General features: G+C 64.4%; 18 protein-coding genes. 6 read left to right on the top strand and 12 right to left on the bottom strand.

Going from position 1 to position 17,388, the window contains the following annotated elements; genetic code table 11:
- The first annotated feature begins 8 nt into the window (after positions 1 to 8).
- A complete protein-coding gene (locus tag GGD61_RS21380) occupies positions 9 to 1,181 on the top strand; it encodes a M15 family metallopeptidase (RefSeq protein WP_244550777.1) in 1,173 nt (390 codons plus the stop codon).
- Positions 1,182 to 1,340: 159 nt separating this feature from the next.
- Here the strand turns inward: GGD61_RS21380 and GGD61_RS21375 are convergent, their stop codons facing one another.
- The 6 genes from GGD61_RS21375 to GGD61_RS21350 all read right to left on the bottom strand — a co-directional run bounded on the left by GGD61_RS21375 (position 1,341) and on the right by GGD61_RS21350 (position 5,373).
- A complete protein-coding gene (locus tag GGD61_RS21375) occupies positions 1,341 to 1,544 on the bottom strand; it encodes a DUF2158 domain-containing protein (protein WP_092261542.1) in 204 nt (67 codons plus the stop codon).
- Between the two features lie 242 nt (positions 1,545 to 1,786).
- Positions 1,787 to 2,239 carry a GNAT family N-acetyltransferase gene (locus GGD61_RS21370; RefSeq protein ID WP_177237407.1) on the bottom strand — a complete coding sequence of 151 codons (453 nt, stop codon included), beginning with the start codon at positions 2,237 to 2,239 and terminating at the stop codon, positions 1,787 to 1,789.
- A 272-nt stretch (positions 2,240 to 2,511) separates the two neighbouring features.
- Entirely contained in the window at positions 2,512 to 3,246 is a 735-nt protein-coding gene (locus GGD61_RS21365) for an HAD family hydrolase (RefSeq protein ID WP_183231081.1), read from the bottom strand.
- Positions 3,243 to 4,130, bottom strand: a complete 888-nt coding sequence (hemF, locus tag GGD61_RS21360) for an oxygen-dependent coproporphyrinogen oxidase (RefSeq protein WP_092261539.1) — start codon at positions 4,128 to 4,130, stop codon at positions 3,243 to 3,245. The genes GGD61_RS21365 and hemF overlap by 4 nt, the downstream gene beginning before the upstream one ends.
- 133 nt (positions 4,131 to 4,263) lie before the next feature.
- Positions 4,264 to 4,896 (bottom strand): 7-carboxy-7-deazaguanine synthase, encoded by a 633-nt coding sequence (gene queE / locus GGD61_RS21355; RefSeq protein WP_092261538.1) that lies wholly within the window; start codon positions 4,894 to 4,896, stop codon positions 4,264 to 4,266.
- 18 nt (positions 4,897 to 4,914) lie between these two features.
- Positions 4,915 to 5,373: a tRNA (cytidine(34)-2'-O)-methyltransferase gene (locus GGD61_RS21350; RefSeq protein ID WP_092261537.1), complete on the bottom strand. Its 459-nt coding sequence runs from the start codon at positions 5,371 to 5,373 to the stop codon at positions 4,915 to 4,917.
- Between the two features lie 289 nt (positions 5,374 to 5,662).
- Here GGD61_RS21350 and petA point away from each other — a divergent pair, with 289 nt between their 5' ends.
- The 5 genes from petA to GGD61_RS21325 all read left to right on the top strand — a co-directional run bounded on the left by petA (position 5,663) and on the right by GGD61_RS21325 (position 12,309).
- Positions 5,663 to 6,193 carry a ubiquinol-cytochrome c reductase iron-sulfur subunit gene (petA, locus tag GGD61_RS21345; protein ID WP_018323306.1) on the top strand — a complete coding sequence of 177 codons (531 nt, stop codon included), beginning with the start codon at positions 5,663 to 5,665 and terminating at the stop codon, positions 6,191 to 6,193.
- Positions 6,194 to 6,255: 62 nt separating this feature from the next.
- Positions 6,256 to 8,328 carry a cytochrome b/c1 gene (gene fbcH / locus GGD61_RS21340; protein WP_092261536.1) on the top strand — a complete coding sequence of 691 codons (2,073 nt, stop codon included), beginning with the start codon at positions 6,256 to 6,258 and terminating at the stop codon, positions 8,326 to 8,328.
- A gap of 259 nt (positions 8,329 to 8,587) precedes the next feature.
- Positions 8,588 to 9,277, top strand: a complete 690-nt coding sequence (locus tag GGD61_RS21335; protein WP_018323308.1) for a dienelactone hydrolase family protein — start codon at positions 8,588 to 8,590, stop codon at positions 9,275 to 9,277.
- Between the two features lie 317 nt (positions 9,278 to 9,594).
- Entirely contained in the window at positions 9,595 to 11,760 is a 2,166-nt protein-coding gene (locus GGD61_RS21330) for an anthranilate synthase component I (RefSeq protein ID WP_183231080.1), read from the top strand.
- 9 nt (positions 11,761 to 11,769) lie between these two features.
- Positions 11,770 to 12,309: an adenine phosphoribosyltransferase gene (locus GGD61_RS21325; protein ID WP_018323310.1), complete on the top strand. Its 540-nt coding sequence runs from the start codon at positions 11,770 to 11,772 to the stop codon at positions 12,307 to 12,309.
- 16 nt (positions 12,310 to 12,325) lie between these two features.
- Here GGD61_RS21325 and GGD61_RS21320 read toward each other — a convergent pair whose 3' ends face one another.
- From GGD61_RS21320 to GGD61_RS21295, 6 genes are all read right to left on the bottom strand, one after another.
- Positions 12,326 to 12,658, bottom strand: coding sequence for a GIY-YIG nuclease family protein (locus tag GGD61_RS21320; protein WP_092261534.1), 333 nt, complete (start codon positions 12,656 to 12,658; stop codon positions 12,326 to 12,328).
- Positions 12,659 to 12,744: 86 nt separating this feature from the next.
- Entirely contained in the window at positions 12,745 to 13,413 is a 669-nt protein-coding gene (locus tag GGD61_RS21315; RefSeq protein WP_028141698.1) for a hypothetical protein, read from the bottom strand.
- Positions 13,414 to 13,473: 60 nt separating this feature from the next.
- Positions 13,474 to 14,226, bottom strand: coding sequence for a hypothetical protein (locus GGD61_RS21310; RefSeq protein WP_018323313.1), 753 nt, complete (start codon positions 14,224 to 14,226; stop codon positions 13,474 to 13,476).
- 205 nt (positions 14,227 to 14,431) lie between these two features.
- Entirely contained in the window at positions 14,432 to 15,655 is a 1,224-nt protein-coding gene (locus GGD61_RS21305) for a M48 family metallopeptidase (RefSeq protein WP_183231079.1), read from the bottom strand.
- Positions 15,656 to 15,689: 34 nt separating this feature from the next.
- A complete protein-coding gene (locus tag GGD61_RS21300) occupies positions 15,690 to 16,250 on the bottom strand; it encodes a LemA family protein (RefSeq protein WP_018323315.1) in 561 nt (186 codons plus the stop codon).
- 138 nt (positions 16,251 to 16,388) lie between these two features.
- A complete protein-coding gene (locus tag GGD61_RS21295; protein ID WP_092261532.1) occupies positions 16,389 to 17,369 on the bottom strand; it encodes a small ribosomal subunit Rsm22 family protein in 981 nt (326 codons plus the stop codon).
- Between the last annotated feature and the right edge of the window lie 19 nt (positions 17,370 to 17,388).

Below are 17,388 nucleotides of genomic sequence, written 5' to 3'. Positions count from 1 at the left end.
ACAGTGGCGTGATCGATGACGCCGGACGAGCGCTCGTAGCGGCCCGCGAGGACGACACGTTGGAGCTTCTGCAAGACCTGCGCGCTGCGCGCGAACAGTACGAGCGGGATGTCGCGAAACGCAGTGAGACGAGCAAGTTTTGGAAGGGCCTGGTCAACCGGTGGAATAACGCATTGAACGTCGCAAAGAGTTTTATCACCAGCTCAGAGGAGGTTGCATTGACCGATACACAGATCGAAAGCCCCAGGATTCAGCCTCAATCTCGCGGCTTCAGCGCATCACGGGCCGCGACCAATGCAATGCTGTCGAGTGGCGTTGCGGACGCTTCTGCGGAGATCGCGCCAATCGCAGAGATATCCGCTCCATTGACGAGTGAGTCGACCAGGCCCGTTGCTTTGCGTGCGCTTCGGCTCGGTTCGCAGGGACCACTCGTGAAAGCTTGGCAAAGCTTCCTGCAGGGACAGCATTTCGATCCGGGTGGCCTCGACGGAGAGTTCGGCGACAAGACCCAGGCGGCGACGAGTGCGTTTCAGGCGGCAAACGGACTGACGAGCGACGGCGTGGCAGGTCGCGAAACGATGATGAAAGCCATGCAGCTCGGATTTGAGCTCATTGAAGAGCCGGCCGCTGACATGACGGGTTCAAACTTCCCGCCACGGCCGGATTTTCCGCCGCTCGAAAATACGGCCGCGAGACGGGCGGTTTTTGGCGCGTTCAACTTCGTCTCGGAGCCTCGTCCGGATAACCGCGAGAACATCCGGATCCTCGGGACTTGGACCAGGGACAACATCGTGAGCGTTCCCATTCCCCAACTGCGGAAGGCTTTGGGACCGCATGCTCCTGCCTCCATGCAATTCCATAAGCTCGCGGCGGCACAGCTCAAGGCGCTTTGGGAGGAGTGGGAGAGCGCGAGTCTGCTGGATAGGATCCTGTCATTTGACGGAGCTTTCGTGCCTCGCTTCATCAGGGGATCGACGACGCAATTGAGCAACCACGCTTTCGGAAGCGCGTTCGACGTCAACGCCGACGAGAATCCGTTGGGGGCTCGGCCCAAGCTCGTGGGCACGCGCGGAGCGGTCCGGGAGTTGGTCCCGATCGCCAACAAACATGGATTTTATTGGGGCGGGCACTTTGGAAGCCGGCCCGATGGCATGCATTTCGAAATCGCCTTTATCCAGTAGGGCGAACGAAATCGCATCGTGCGCAAGTCGGCATCGAACGCGACCTGATAGATCGGGGCCGAGTCCTCGGCCCGATCCTTCATTTCTGTTCTGAGAGGGAGATCCGACGTGCTGGAGCTGAGGCACACCCGATCCAGATAGGATGCGGTGTAGGCGGGCCTACTCTTCGTCCTCTTCCTCGTCCTCATCATCCTCTTCCTCCTCTTCCACCTGCACGAGCGTGGCCAGCGGCAGCGTCTCGCGGAACAGGTCGCCTTCCATGCCCATCCAGAGGCAGAGCACCTCGTCCTGCCTCACTTCCGCGACCGTCAGCGGTTGGCCGCCGGATTTCAGCATCACGACATCACCGGCTTTCAAGTCCATGGATTGTCCTTTCGCGCGATCGATCCGGACGGGAGCCTAGCAAGCGGTCATGACAGGCCGATCACGCCGGCCGGCCGTGCCGGGAAATTCCAGCGGCGGGTGGCGATCCCGGTCGACACGCTGGGCAATCGCATATGGCAGCGGCTTCCTCCGTGGCCATCCTTCGAGACGCCCGCCGTTGGCGAGCCCTCAGGATGAGGATCGCGTGCGACGCCCGCAGTCACCAATCGGCCATGATGAAGCTAGCGGTTCGTCAGCAGCAGGAGATGCGGCAGGGCCTCGGTGTCGACGGTCGCGCCCAGGCGAGCGTAGAATTGCATCGCTGACGCGTTGTGTTTCCAGACATCCCAGCCGAGCTTCGTGACGCCGTGATCGGCAGCCCATTCCTTGGCCTTCGTCATCAGCGCTCTGCCGACGCCCTTCCTGCGCGCCTCGGCATGCACCACGATGTCACTGATGTACATGCCCGCCTGGGCGCTATAGAGCTCGTGGGTCAGGATCCAGGCGATCAGGCCCGCAACGCGATCTTCCAGCAGTGCGACGAAGAGGTGCACGGGCGCATGCTCGTGGACATAGAAGGCGAGATAGCGCTCGAGCGTCAGAGGCGGTGGCGGCTCTTCGATATGGGCCGCCAACGCTTCCGCAAGGCTCCGAACCGCAGCGTAATCGCCCGCCTCAGCTCTACGGATGCTCAATTCCCCACTCACGATGCCGCGCCCTCGTTACGTCAGCAGGCGAAGAAATTTCCCGCACCCGAGCTGCCGTAGGGCGGTGATCTTCTCGCGACGAACGCGGAAACGCGGGCGGGGAAACCAGTCCATCGCAAGTTTCGACGATGACATCATACCCCTGTTTTGGCCGACGGATCAAAGTCGTTTCGTGAAATCCGCAAGCCATTGATCTTGCAGGGGGCCGCTACTGTGCATGGGGTTGTTTTTCGATATTTTGTTGTGTGCCCTGCTCAGGGCTAGCCCGGCACCAGCTCGGTCAGCGAGCGGATGATGCGGTCGGGCCTGACCGTCGAGCCTTCGGGCAGGCCATCGCCGTGCACGTCGATCCAGATCGAATAGATGCCGAGGCGCTGCGGCGTCACCACTTCCCATTCCAGATTGTCGCCGATCATCCAGGTATCCTCGGCGGAGACGCCGAGTGCCTCCATGGCGTGCAGATAGGCGCGCTCCTCCGGCTTGCCGAAGCCGTGCTCGCCTTCGATCTGGATGTGGTCGAAGCGATGGGTCAGCTCGAACCGCTCGACCTTGGCGCGCTGCATGTCGGCGGCGCCGTTGGTGACCAGCGCGAGCTTGATGCCGCGTGCCCTGAACGCGTCGATGGCATCGTGCGCGCCGGGGAAGACGAAGATGGCTTCCTCGCGATAGGTGGTGAAGCGGTCGGCGATGCGATCGGCGAGATCGTCGGGCAGGGCGCGATGGCCGTTTGCGGCGAGCGCGGCGAAGCCGCCGCGCACCGTGAGCCGCCGCGCCTCGCCGAGCTTCATCCGCCAGATCGGCTCCGCAGTCGACCAGAACTGCCGCGCAAAGGCGAGCACTGCGGTGGCGACCTGCGGCGGCGGCAGCGGCGCCAGCTCCTCGGCAAACTCGTTCGCGATCGTGTTCCAGGCGATCTCGGGCCGGCCATAGGCCGACAGGATGGTGTCGTCCATATCGATCAGCATGGCGCGCGGCAGCGGCCTCGAGACAGTCATGGCCACTTCACCTCCGGCGGCATCGACGACAGGATCGAATCCACATTGCCGCCGGTCTTCAGCCCGAAGATGGTGCCGCGATCGTAGAGCAGGTTGAATTCGACATAGCGGCCGCGCCGGATCAATTGCTCCTCGCGGTCTGCGGCGGTCCAGCCCGCCGCGAAATTGCGCCTGACGATGTCGGGATAGATCTTCAGGAAAGCGCGGCCGACGTCTTTGGTGAAGGCGAGGTCGGCGTCCCAGTCGCCGCTGTCGTGCCAGTCGTAGAAGATGCCGCCGATGCCGCGCGCCTCTTTGCGGTGCGGCAGGTAGAAATATTCGTCGCACCATTTCTTGTATTTGTCGTAGTCGGCAACGCCGTTCGGCTGGTTGCAGGCTTGCTTCATCGCGGCGTGGAAAGCGATGCTGTCGGCATCGTCCTGGGTGCGCCGTCGGTCGAGCACCGGCGTGAGATCGGCGCCGCCGCCGAACCAGGCTTTCGTGGTGACGACGAAGCGGGTGTTCATGTGCACGGCGGGCACGTTCGGATTGCGCATATGGGCGATCAGCGAAATGCCGGAGGCCCAGAATTTTGGATCGTCCGCGGCGCCGGGAATCTGCGCGCGAAACTCAGGCGCGAATTCGCCATGCACGGTCGAGCAGTGCACGCCGACCTTTTCGAACAGGCGGCCATGCATCATCGACATCACGCCACCGCCACCGGCCGCTCCGGTATGGTCGGTGCGTTGCCAGGGCGTGCGCTTGAAGCGGCCTGCTTCGCCTGGATAGAGGCTTTGCGGGGCGTCGTCCTCGAGCCGCTCGAAGCTCGCGCAGATGTCGTCACGCAAGGCCTCGAACCAGGCGCGGGCGCGGCCCTTGCGGTCTTCGATCGTCGACATGTCCATCTTCATTCCCGGTCGCTTACCACGCGGAGTGTGCCGTAGGGTAGGCAAAGGCGCCCTTGCGCCGTGCCCACGTCTTCTACCGTCATCTTGAATGGTGGGCACGCTCCGCTTTGCCCACTCTACAAATCTGTCCCTATCGGATGCCGAGCGATTTGTGCGTCTGCACGCTGAGCCGCCATTGCGGATGACGCAGGCAGTAGTCGATCGCGCGCGCGGTGTTCTCGATGACCTCGGGTCCGTCCATCGGCTGCAGCGAGAAGCGCTCGAAGGCGAGGTGCTCGAACGTCTCGGGCGCGGCGAGGGCCTGCGGATAGACCAGCTTCAGCTCGTGGCCCTGGCGCAGCACCAATTCGCTGCCGCCCTTGGGGCTGACGCAGATCCAGTCGAGCCCGTCCGGCGCTGCGATGGTGCCGTTGGTCTCGACGCCGATCTCGAAGCCGCGGGCGTGGAGCGCCCCGATCAGCGCGGCGTCGACCTGGAGCAGCGGCTCGCCGCCGGTCAGCACCACGTAGCGGTTGGCGGCAGCCGCAGTCCATTGCGCGGCGATGGTGTCGGCGAGCTCCGCGGCCGAGCCGTAGCGGCCGCCGAGGGTGCCGTCGGTTCCGACGAAATCCGTGTCGCAGAACTTGCAGGTGGCCTCAAGGCGGTCCGCCTCGCGGCCGCTCCAGAGATTGCAGCCGGCAAAACGGCAGAACACGGACGCGCGCCCAGCATGGGCGCCTTCGCCTTGCAAGGTCAGGAAGATCTCCTTGACCGCGTAACTCAATCGTCTCTCCTCAATCTGTCAGGCTTGCGGGTTCCGGATCTGCCGCAGCGCCTCGCCGGCGGCCATGGCCGCGGTCATGGCGACATTGAGCGACCGCAGCCCCGCCTTGATCGGGATCACCAGCCGCGCATCCGCTGCCTCGACCACCGCGTCGGTGACACCGGCGCTCTCGCGCCCGAATAGCAGGATGTCCGACGTCTGGTAACGGAAATCGCGGTAGTCGGTGGCAGCTTTCGTGGTGAACAGCAGCAAGCGGTAGCCATGGGCGGTGCGCCAGTCCTCGAATTTGGCCCAGGAGTCGTGCCTGATAAGGCTGACATGATCGAGGTAGTCCATTCCCGCCCGGCGGAACAGGCGGTCTGAGACGGGGAAGCCCGCCGGTTCGATGATATGGGCGGCGATGCCCAGGCAAGCGCAAAGCCTGAGAATCGTGCCGGTGTTCTGGGCGATGTCGGGTTGGAAAAGCGCTATCTGCATGGGCTGTGCGAGGGCTGTCTCGGGGGAGATGCGGGGCGGAAATGTCTCAATAAAACATCGCCTGCCCGGGAATTCGTGCATTGCACGCTCCCGCGCCGATAGCGGGCTTGCGCTCGCCCGGCAAGGGTGCCAATAGAACGATTCTGGACTGCTGTTTTGCCCGTTTAGAGGTGAACATGCGAAGTTCTGCCGCCGCGGGGGGCCGCGGGCGCCGGCAGCCTTTCCGGGGACCTCATGGGCGCCCCCTGGAGCGGTTCCACCGGTTGCACAAGAAGAAAGGGTTGGAATCGTGACGACAGCGTCTTCGGCGGACCATCCGACACGCCGTGATTTCTTATTCGTTGCAACGGGGGCAGCTGCAGCAGTAGGGGGCGCAGCTGCGCTCTGGCCCTTCATTTCCCAAATGAATCCTGACGCCTCGACCATCGCCGCCGGTGCGCCGATCGAGGTCGATCTCAGTCCGGTCGCCGAAGGCCAGGACATCAAGGTGTTCTGGCGCGGCAAGCCGATCTACATCAGCCACCGCACCAAGAAGCAGATCGACGAGGCGCGCGCCGTCAACGTGGCGAGCCTGCCCGATCCGCAGTCCGACGAGGCCCGGGTCAAGTCCGGCCACGAGCAATGGCTGGTCGTGATCGGCATCTGCACCCATCTCGGCTGCATCCCGATCGCTCATGAAGGCAGCTACGACGGCTTCTTCTGCCCCTGCCATGGTTCGCAGTACGATTCGTCCGGCCGCATCCGCCAGGGGCCCGCGCCCGCGAACCTGCCGGTGCCGCCGTACCAGTTCGTTTCCGACACCAAAATCCAGATCGGCTGAGCCTCGGATCCTCGTCCGAAGCTTCGCGCCGTCTCGTCGTACTATTTCCTCAGGATCGCATCATGAGCGGACCATCCGACTACCAGCCGAGCAATCCGGCCCTGCAATGGATCGAGCGGCGCCTGCCGATCCTCGGCCTCATGCACTCCTCGTTCGTTGCCTATCCCACCCCGCGTAACCTGAACTATTGGTGGACCTTCGGCGCCATCCTTTCCTTCATGCTGGGGATGCAGATCCTGACCGGCGTGATCCTGGCGATGCATTATACGCCGCATGCCGATCTCGCCTTCAAATCGGTCGAGCTGATCGTCCGTGACGTGAACTACGGCTGGCTGCTGCGCAACATGCATGCGGTCGGCGCATCGATGTTCTTTGTCGCCGTCTACGTTCACATGTTCCGCGGCCTCTATTACGGGTCCTACAAGGAGCCGCGCGAGGTGCTGTGGATCCTCGGCGTCATCATCTACCTCTTGATGATGGCGACCGGCTTCATGGGCTACGTGCTGCCCTGGGGCCAGATGAGTTTCTGGGGCGCCACGGTCATCACCAACCTGTTCTCCGCCATTCCCTATGTCGGCGAGAGCATCGTGACGCTGCTGTGGGGCGGCTATTCGGTCGGCAATCCGACGCTCAACCGCTTCTTCTCGCTGCATTACCTGCTGCCGTTCCTGATCGCGGGCGTCGTCGTGCTCCACGTCTGGGCGCTGCACGTCGCCGGCCAGAACAATCCTGACGGCGTCGAGCCGAAGACGGAAAAGGACACGGTGCCGTTCACGCCGCATGCGACCATCAAGGACATGTTCGGCGTCGCCTGCTTCCTGCTGCTCTACGCCTGGTTCATCTTCTACATGCCGAACTATCTCGGCGACGCCGACAACTACATTCCGGCGAACCCGGGCGTGACGCCGCCGCACATCGTGCCGGAATGGTATTACCTGCCGTTCTACGCGATCCTGCGCTCGATCCCGAACAAGCTCGCCGGCGTCATCGGGATGTTCGGTGCGATCATCATCCTGTGTTTCCTGCCCTGGCTGGACGCCGCGAAGACGAGGTCGTCGAAGTATCGCCCGCTGGCCAAGCAGTTCTTCTGGATCTTCGTCGTGGTCTGCATCCTGCTCGGCTATCTCGGGGCGCAGCCGCCGGAAGGCATCTACGTCATTGCCGGCCGGGTCCTGACGGTCTGCTACTTCGCCTACTTCCTGATCGTGCTGCCGCTGCTCTCGCGCATCGAGAAGCCGCGGCCGGTGCCGAACTCGATCTCGGATGCGGTGCTAGCCAAGACCGGCAGCCGATCGACGCCGATGGTTTCGACCGCGATCATGCTGGCGCTCGCCGGTTCGTTGTTCGCAGGCTCGGTCGACAGCGCGAAGGCGTCTGAAGGCAGCGATACGCCTCCGGGCAACAAATGGTCGTTCTCCGGCCCTTTCGGTAAGTTCGACCGCGGCGCGCTGCAGCGCGGCCTGAAGGTCTACAAGGAGGTCTGCGCCAGCTGCCACGGCCTGTCCTATGTGGCCTTCCGCAACCTCGCCGAGCCCGGTGGGCCCGGCTATTCGGTGGCGCAGGCGGCGGCCTTCGCGTCGGACTACAAGGTCAAGGACGGTCCGAACGATGCCGGCGACATGTTCGAGCGTGCGGGGCGTCCGGCGGACTATTTCCCCTCGCCGTTCCCGAACGAGCAGGCCGCTCGCGCGGCGAACGGTGGCGCGGCGCCGCCCGACCTCTCCCTGATCACCAAGGCGCGCTCCTATAAGCGCGGCTTCCCCTGGTTCATCTTCGACTTCTTCACCCAGTTCCAGGAGCAGGGCCCGGACTACGTCTCGGCATTGCTGCAAGGCTTCGAGGACAAGGTGCCGGAAGGCGTCACCATCCCGGAGGGCTCGTACTACAACAAGTACTTCCCGGGCCACGCCATCAAGATGCCGAAGCCGCTCAGCGACGGCCAGGTGACCTATGACGACGGCTCGCCGACCACGGTCGCGCAGTACTCCAAGGACGTCACCACCTTCCTGATGTGGACCGCGGAGCCGCACATGGAAGCGCGCAAGCGCCTCGGATTCCAGGTCTTCGTGTTCCTGATCCTGTTCGCGGGCCTGATGTACTTCACCAAGAAGAAGGTCTGGGCCAGCTCGCACTGAGCGCTCTGATGCGACGAGAAAATGAAGAAGCCCCCGCAAGGGGGCTTTTTTGTTGGGTCCGTGTCCCGGACGCGCGAAGCGCGAGCCGGGACCCAGAATGCTCGTAGGGGCCCCGGATCGGCAGCGCATCACGCCGCAAGGGGCAACGCGCTGCGCAGCATCCGGGGCACGAGAGTTTGTTTGCGCGGTGATTGCGTCATTCGCATGCACCCGCCAAGATGCCACCAACCGCTCCCCCAAGAACTCATCGGAGGACACCATGGGAACCGCCATCACCTTCAAGCGTCCGGACGGCAAGGAGGCCTCGGGCTATCTCGCCAATGCCGCGCGCGGCAACGCGCCGGGCGTGGTCGTGATCCAGGAATGGTGGGGCCTGTCGGACCAGATCAAAGGCCTGTGCGACCGCTTCGCGCTGGCCGGTTTCGACGCGCTGGCGCCCGATCTCTACAAGGGCAAGGTGGTGCCGTATCACGACACGGACAGCGCCAACAAGGAGATGAACTCGCTCGACTTCATGGACGCCACCACGCAGACGGTACGCGGCGCCGCGCAATATCTGTCGCGTAACGGTGCCAAGGTCGGGCTGACCGGCTTCTGTCTCGGCGGCGCCGTCACCATCATCGGCTCGGTGCATGTACCGGAGCTCGCGGCCGGCGTCGTGTTCTACGGCATCCCGCCGGAGCAGGCGGCCAAGCCCGCCGACGTCAAGATCCCGCTCCAGGCCCATTTCGCCAACAAGGACGATTGGTGCACGCCGGAGCTGGTGGGCGGCTTCGAGAAGGCCATGAAGGCCGCCGGGAAGTCGCTGGAGCTGTTCCGCTATGACGCCGAGCACGCTTTCGTCAACGAGCAGCGCCAGGCCGTGCATGACCGCGAGGCCGCCGAGCTCGCCTGGGGCAGGGCAATCAAGTTCTTCGCCAATCATCTCGGCGGTAACAGCGCAGCCTGACCCAGCCTGTAGCCCGGATGGAGCGCAGCGTAATCCGGGGACTTTCCCTTGTGGCACGAACCCCGGATTGCGCTGCGCTCCATCCGGGCTACTGCCCGGCCACCCTTGACGCCGCCCCCGCGCCATGGTGAGTATCGCCCCCATGAGCACCGCCGTTCGCCCAGCCCGTTTTTGGTGGCGCACCTCCTAACGAGGTGGCCGGTGCGATTTTCCTTTCCCAAATCGTCTGAGGTCGCCAACGCAGTGCGGCGGCCTGATCGTTTGTCCTGTGTGGCGTTTCCTCGGCAAGTCTCGTAAGAGGACCCCAAGAGGATCACATGAACAGGACAGTCTTTGCCCTCCCGGCCAGAAGTGAGTACGCGACCCGCGCGGGTCTCACGATCACGCGCGTGGCGGAGCAGTTCACCGGCGGCGCCAACAGGCTCGACGATCTCGTGAGCCTGCTCGACCGCCGTCGCGGCGTGGTGCTGTCCTCGGGCACGACCGTGCCCGGCCGCTATGAGAGCTTTGACCTCGGCTTCTCCGATCCGCCGCTCAAGCTCGAGACCACTGGCGTCAATTTCAAGCTGGAAGCGCTGAACGAGCGTGGGCAGGTGCTGATCGCCTTCCTGGTCGATGTGCTGCGCGAGCCCTGCGTCGTCATCTCCGAGAAGACGGCGACGCGGCTTGCCGGCCACATCATCCGCGGCGATGCGCCGGTCGAGGAAGACCAGCGTACGCGGCGCGCCAGCGTGATGTCGCTGGTGCGCGATCTCGTCGCCGCCTTCTCCGCCAATGACGACGGACTGCTCGGCCTGTTCGGCGCCTTCGCCTACGACCTGGTGTTCCAGATCGAGGACCTCGTGCAGAAGCGCGCGCGCGAGCAGGACCAGCGCGACATCGTGCTCTACGTCCCCGATCGCCTGCTGGCCTATGACCGCGCCACCGGCCGCGGCGTGGTGCTCTCGTACGACTTTGCCTGGAAGGGCAAATCCACCGAGGGCCTGCCCCGCGAGACTGCCGAGAGTCCGTATCTGAAGACGCCGCGGCAGGGTTTTGCCGATCACGCGCCCGGCGAATATCAGGCAACGGTCGAGACCGCGCGTGCGGCCTTCGCCCGCGGTGATCTCTTTGAAGCGGTGCCTGGGCAGCTGTTCGCCGAGCCTTGCGATCGTTCGCCGGCCGAAGTCTTCCAGCGCCTCTGCGTCATCAACCCGTCGCCCTACGGCGCGCTGATGAATCTGGGTGAGGGCGAATTTCTGGTGTCGGCCTCGCCGGAAATGTTCGTGCGGTCGGACGGGCGCCGGGTCGAGACCTGCCCGATCTCGGGCACGATCGCGCGCGGCAGCGATGCGATCGGCGACGCCGAGCAGATCCGCCAGCTCCTGAACTCGGAGAAGGACGAGTTCGAGCTCAACATGTGCACCGACGTCGACCGTAACGACAAGGCGCGCGTCTGCGTGCCCGGCACGATCAAGGTGCTGGCGCGGCGCCAGATCGAGACCTATTCAAAGCTCTTCCACACCGTCGATCATGTCGAGGGCATGCTGCGCCCCGGCTTCGACGCGCTCGATGCCTTCCTCACCCACGCCTGGGCGGTGACGGTGACCGGCGCACCCAAGCTCTGGGCGATGCAGTTCGTCGAGGATCACGAGCGCTCGCCGCGCCGCTGGTATGCCGGCGCGATCGGTGCGGTGAACTTCGACGGCAGCATCAACACCGGCCTGACCATCCGCACCATCCGCATGAAGGATGGTCTCGCCGAAGTGCGCGTCGGCGCCACCTGCCTGTTCGATTCCGATCCGGCCGCTGAAGACCGCGAATGCCAGGTCAAGGCCGCCGCGCTGTTCCAGGCGCTGCGCGGCGATCCGCCGAAGCCGCTGTCGACCTTTGCGCCCGATGCGACCGGCTCGGGCAAGCGGGTGCTGTTGATCGATCACGACGATAGCTTCGTGCACATGCTCGCTGATTATTTCCGCCAGGTCGGCGCCGACGTTACCGTGGTCCGCCATGTGCATGCGCTCGACATGCTCAAGCGGAAGACATGGGATTTGCTGGTGCTGTCGCCCGGTCCCGGCAGGCCGGAAGATTTCGGGATCAAGAAGACGATCGACGCGGCGCTGGAGAGGAAGCTGCCGGTGTTCGGCGTCTGCTTGGGCGTGCAGGCGATCGGCGAATATTTCGGCGGCGAGCTCGGCCAACTCACCCATCCCGCCCATGGCCGGCCCTCGCGGGTGCAGGTGCGCGGCGGGCGATTGATGCGCAATCTGCCGAACGAGATCGTCATCGGCCGCTATCACTCGCTTTATTTCGAGCGCGACAGCATGCCGGAGGTGTTGTCCGTCACAGCCAGCACCGAGGACGGTGTCGCCATGGCGCTGGAGCACAAGACGCTGCCGGTCGCCGGCGTGCAATTCCACCCGGAATCGCTGATGTCGCTCAGCAATGAGGTGGGCTTGCGTATTGTTGAAAACGCGTTCCGGTTGGATGCGCGTGTCGATTGAGAGGCACCAATGACCTTTGACCACGATATCAAGGCGAGCGTCCGGACCATCCCCGACTATCCCAAGCCGGGGATCATGTTCCGCGACATCACGACCCTGCTCGCTGACGCGCGCGCGTTCCGCCGCGCGGTGGACGAGCTCGTCAATCCCTGGGCCGGCAACAAGATCGACAAGGTCGCAGGCATGGAGGCGCGTGGCTTCATCATCGGCGGCGCAGTGGCGCACCAGCTCTCGGCCGGCTTCGTGCCGATCCGCAAGAAAGGCAAGCTGCCGCACACCACCGTGCGCATCGCCTACTCGCTCGAATACGGCATCGACGAGATGGAGATGCATGTCGACGCGATCCAGCCCGGCGAGCGCGTCATCCTGGTCGACGACCTCATCGCCACCGGCGGCACCGCGGAGGGCGCGGTGAAGCTGCTGCGCCAGATCGGCGCCAACGTCGTCGCCGCCTGCTTCATCATCGACTTGCCCGAGCTCGGCGGCGCCGCCAAGCTGCGCGCCATGGACGTGCCCGTGCGAACGCTGATGACGTTCGAGGGACACTGAGAGGTCGCCGCGATCTTCAGATCGCCTCGGCCTTCAGTTCATCCCGCCAATGCAGCAGGCGCTCCTTCAGGAGTGCGTTCCTGACATAGGCGGTTTCCTCATCCTCCAGGCGCTCGCATTCGCCAAAGGTCAGGCCGGCCTCGCCATGCGCATTCCAGGCAGCCTGGAGGCTGCGGCAGGTGTGGCTGCCTTGGCGTAGCGAGAACCAGATGCGGTTCTGGATCGTCTCGAGGTTCGGTGCCTGGCCGACCCAGGCCTCGCCGGAGGCCGCACAGCGGACGACATAGACGCCCGCGATGGTCTTTCGCTCCTTGTAGGCGGCGATCGCTGCTTTCCGGTCGATGCTCACGGTGACAGGCCTTGCTGAGGGGATACCGATGTCCGCCTCAATAAGCCCGCTTCAACCCGCAGTCAATATTATCCGGGTGAAATTATCTAGGATCGCTGCAGGATCAGGCTGAGCTCGAGCTCGCGGAAAGCAAAGTAATTCCGCCGGGTCCATTGGTGCAGCTCGGTCGACGCGTCCTTCTCTTGGCGCAGATAGCCGGTGAAGGAGAAGTTCAGCCGGTCGACATAGGTCTTGAGGAAGCCGGGCAAGGCAGGCAGGCGGAACAGGCGGCCGCCGGCCATCGCGGCCGGCAGCTCGCCGCGCACGACATATTCATTGTCCACGGTGATCAGGTTCATCCGCGGGATCTGCCCGCGCAGCATCTCGTGGGCGCGGGCCGAGGCGCGGTCGGTGTCGGCGACGAACAGGATCTGTGGTGCGACGTGGCGGCGGGCGGCCTCCTTCAAGAGGCCGATTTCGTCGGTCATCTTGAAGAACTCGTCGAAGGCGTGGAAGCCGAGGTCGATCACCTTGGCCATGCCGTCATCGACGATGACGCGGTCCATCAGCTGCATCTTGCCGTAGGTATCGATCACGTCGGCGGTCTCCGTGATCTTTGGCAGGTAGTCGAGCAGCGACGGTTCCTTCAGATTGACGTCGAAGGCCGCGACATTGCCGTTCTTGAGCAGCAGAAATTCGGCAAGCAGCCGCGCCAGCAGTGTCTTGCCGACCTGCGGGCGGGGCGAGCAGATGATGTAGACGGGCGTTGCGGGCATCGGCAGCTATATCAGTCGAACCTGGCGACCAATCCAGCCGTATCAGCCCTGCTTGCGCAACTATTTTTCGCTGTTTCGGGTGACGGGCTTCGAACCCACGATGTCAGTCAGCCGGATCCGGTCGAACTCGCTCCAGACATTCGCCAGCCAGTGCCGGACATAGCCGCGCAGCACGAAGGAATAGTTCGCGGCCTCGTCGCTGATGCCCTTGTTGGCGACGAATTTCAGGAACGGGACGGAGGACACTTCGACCTGCTCATAGGCCATTTCGTTGAGCTTGGGGATGGTCAGCTCGGTCGCGTCCTTAATGCGGTGGAAGTAGGAATTGTAGGTCGCCTGGTCCCATTGGAAGAACTGGGTGTCGTTGATGAAGTTCTTCACCAGGAAATATTTTGCGCCGGTCATGAAGCCGGCGGTCTCGGCGATCTCCTCCAGCGAGGCGATCGAGGGTCCGAGGATGTGGAACACCGCGAAGGTGATCTGGCCGGCCTTGGCGGCGTCGAGGAAGCCGATGTCGCGCAGCGAAGCCAGCGCAGGCGAGAGCAGGCCCGCGCGAACGTCGATCACGGTCACCGACGGGCTCACCGCGTTAAGTGTGTCGAAGATCTTCATCTGGTCCGATGTCGTCGTCATGTCGACGATCTCGGTGATGTCGGGGTGGAAGCGCTTCAGGGTTCCGCGCGGCGATTCCGTGTCGAAGGCGCGCGTCGGCACGTTGTTGGCGGAAAAATAATCGAGCAAGGTCCGCGACACCGTGGTCTTGCCGACCCCGCCCTTGTCCGCGCCCACCACAACCACTGCCGGCTTTGCCATTGCTGTCCCCTAACGCGCCCCCGATCGCGAGGTCGCAATCGGCCGGGCCCCAAATCGATGTCCCAAGGATGTCCCAAGTCTGCTGTTGGGCGCGAACATGGCAGAAACAAGGGAGAATTCAAATCCTCGGCATGTCGATACGGCAATTCCCGAAGTTTTTCCCAATCGCGGCGAAACCCGCCGCGCATGGCAGGACATCGCGTGCTTAATGACGGCCCCAGGGACCCATGAGATTGCCTGTAGGCTTGCTGCTCGCGGTCTCCGAGGGGCCGGGTGCGGGCAGGGGCGGCGGAGGAGCGGCCGGGCCGCTGGCGTCGTCCCACGGGCCATGACGCAGCGGCGGTGGGGCGTCCTGCAGGTCGGCTTGCGCCTCGGGCTCCTCCGTTTTCTCGGCCAGCGGCCGCGGGCCAGGATCGTGGCCGCCGGCAAACTTGACCAGCGCGTCGACCCGGGACTGCACGGATGGGTGGGTCGCGAACAGATCGGCAAAGCCCTCGCGGGGATTGTCGACGCAGAGCTCCATCACGGCCGAGGTCGCGCCGGGCAGCTCGCCGCGATTCTCGATCTTGCGCAGCGCCGAGATCATCGCATCAGGGTCTTTCGTCAGCTCGACGGAGCCGGCGTCGGCGAGATATTCGCGCGAACGTGACAGTGCGAGCTTGACCACCTGGGACAGCAGCCAGGCCACCACGATCAGCACGATCGCGATGATGATCACGATTACCGCGCCGCCGCCGGAACTCTTGTTGTCGCTCGAGGAGGAGGACGACCGCGACGACGAGGAGGAGCCCGAGGACCATGAGCCGCCGGAGCCGGAGCTCCAGTTGAAATTGGTGAACAGGCGGAAGAACAATTCGCCGAAGAAGCCGACCACGCCGGCGATGATGACGGCGACCACCATCAGCTGCACATCGCCGTTCTTGATGTGGGTCAGCTCGTGGCCCAGCACCGCCTCGATCTCCTTGTCGTTCAGGGCATCGAGGAGACCCGTGGTGACGGTGATCGAATATTGCCGCGGATTGAGGCCGGTCGCGAACGCGTTCAGCGCCGGGCTCTCCATGATCTTCAGCTTCGGCATGGTGATGCCGCGCGAGATGCAGAGGTTTTCCAGCAGATTGTAGAGCCGCGGCTCCTCCTGCCTCGTGACGTCGTGGCCGCCGGTCACCGCGTCGATCATCGACTGGTGGAAGAAATAGGCGATCACGACCCAGGCCGCCGCCACGATCGTCGCAACCGGCGCGGCCACGATCAGATCGTGGAGGGCGCGCCTCAGGTAATAGACGACGGTCTCATTGCCGTTGATGACGACTTCGGCGACCAGCGCGCCAGCATAGACCAGCACGTAGACCAGCATGAACAGGCCGGCGAGCAGCAGCATCGAACGAAGCTTGTTCGAGGCGATGTGCGTGTAGAGTCCATACGCGGCCATGACGCGGGTGCCCTGCCGGCCTATCGGCTCAAGATCAGAACTTCACCTGCGGCGCGGCCTCGACCTCGGTGCGGCTGGCGCCGAGATCGAAGAAGTCCTTCCTGGTGAAGCCGAACATGCCTGCGAACAAGGCGGCGGGCAGCTGCTGGATGCCGGTGTTGTATTCCTGGACCGCGTTGTTGAAGAAGCGGCGGCTCGCCGCGATCTTGTTCTCGAGGTCGGAAAGCTCGGATGCGAGTTGCTGGAAATTGGCGTTGGCCTTGAGGTCGGGATAGGCCTCCGACAGCGCGATCAGCCGGCCGAGCGCGCCGGACAGCTGGTTCTCGGCCGCAGAAACCTGCGCCGGCCCCTGCGCCGACATCGCCGAATTGCGTGCCTTGATGACATCGTCGAGCGTGCCGCGCTCATGCGAGGCGTAGCCCTTCACCGTCTCGACCAGGTTCGGAATCAGGTCGTGGCGCTGCTTGAGCTGCACGTCGATATCGGCAAAGGCCTGGCCGACGCGCTGGCTCAGCGCCACCAGGCGGTTGTAGGCGCTGAAGGCGAACAGCGCGAGGACGACGATGACGCCGAGAACGATCCAGCCGGTCGACATGGAGAACTCCTGAAGGGGGAAGAAGGCAGGCGCTAGCCTAGACCAAATTGGCGCAGGATGAGAGCCCGGCGCAGAGGGGAGGTAAGACTTGGTCGAATGTGGAGCCGCCCGCGTTCAAGGCAAAAGTCCGGAACGAGGTTAACTTTCGGACAGAATAGCGTCGCCCCAGCGCCAGCGGCGTGCCCCAGCATAGGCGGCCTTGTCGCGGCGAGGCACCCTCGTGATGGCGACGCCGTCCTCGGTGCAGAGCTTGGCCGTGATCTCGGCCTTGCCGACATCCGGGGGCGCCAGCACGCGCGCGGCACGGGTAGTCGGCGGCGTTCGGGTCAGCGCGACGTAGATAAGACGCTCGTCCTCGAACGGCATCTCGGCGCCCTTGATCTGGCGGTGCGCCTGCGAGCGCGGCAGGCGCTGGTTGAAATGGCACCAGTCGGGCGCGGTGAGCGGGCAGGGCTTTTCGTGCGGGCAGGGGGCGGCGACGTAAGCGCCAGCCGCGATCAGCTGCTGCCGCAGGGCGAGGATGCGCGCGGTGCCGGCGGGCGTGCCGGGCTCGATCACGACCAGCGCGTGGCGCGCTTTTGCCCACATCGCGTCCGCGAGCTTGCGCTGGTCGCTTTCGCCCAGCTCGCCGATGACGTAGCTGGCGACGACGAGATCGGCTGGCGAGACTTCAGTGAGGTTGCCGCCGGCATCGCCGGGCAGATAGCGGCACTCCGCCAATCGTGAGCTGTCGCGCGCCAGTTCGAGTGCAAGCCGGCTCAAGGTGGCGTTGGCGTCGAGCAGGGTAAAATCCTGCAGCGATGGAAAGGCTTCCGCAGCGGCCCAGCTCGCGGTGCCCGGACCTGCGCCGACATCGAGCAACGTTTCCGGGGCGAGATCGGGCGCAATCTCGGTGAGCGCATTGAGGCTGGCGGCCACGGCCGCGTAGGTCGCCGGCATGCGCGCGAGCGCATAGGCGAGCGCATCGGAGTCCGTCTTGATGGTGCCGGAGCCGCCGCCGGCGCGGTAGGCGGTCGAGATTTTCTGCGACCGTTGTGCAGCGTCGGTGCGGGAGAAGCCCTGCAGCTTGCCGTCGAGGGCGGCCTTGAGTTCGGCGGGGAGGGTGGGGGCTATCATCATCCGCAGTCATGCCCCGCGA

It is taken from the genome of Bradyrhizobium sp. SBR1B (assembly GCF_014198205.1).
Lineage (GTDB): Bacteria > Pseudomonadota > Alphaproteobacteria > Rhizobiales > Xanthobacteraceae > Bradyrhizobium.
The sequence above is the reverse complement of the archived record's forward strand: the minus strand, read 5'-3'. Positions and strand labels throughout refer to the sequence as shown.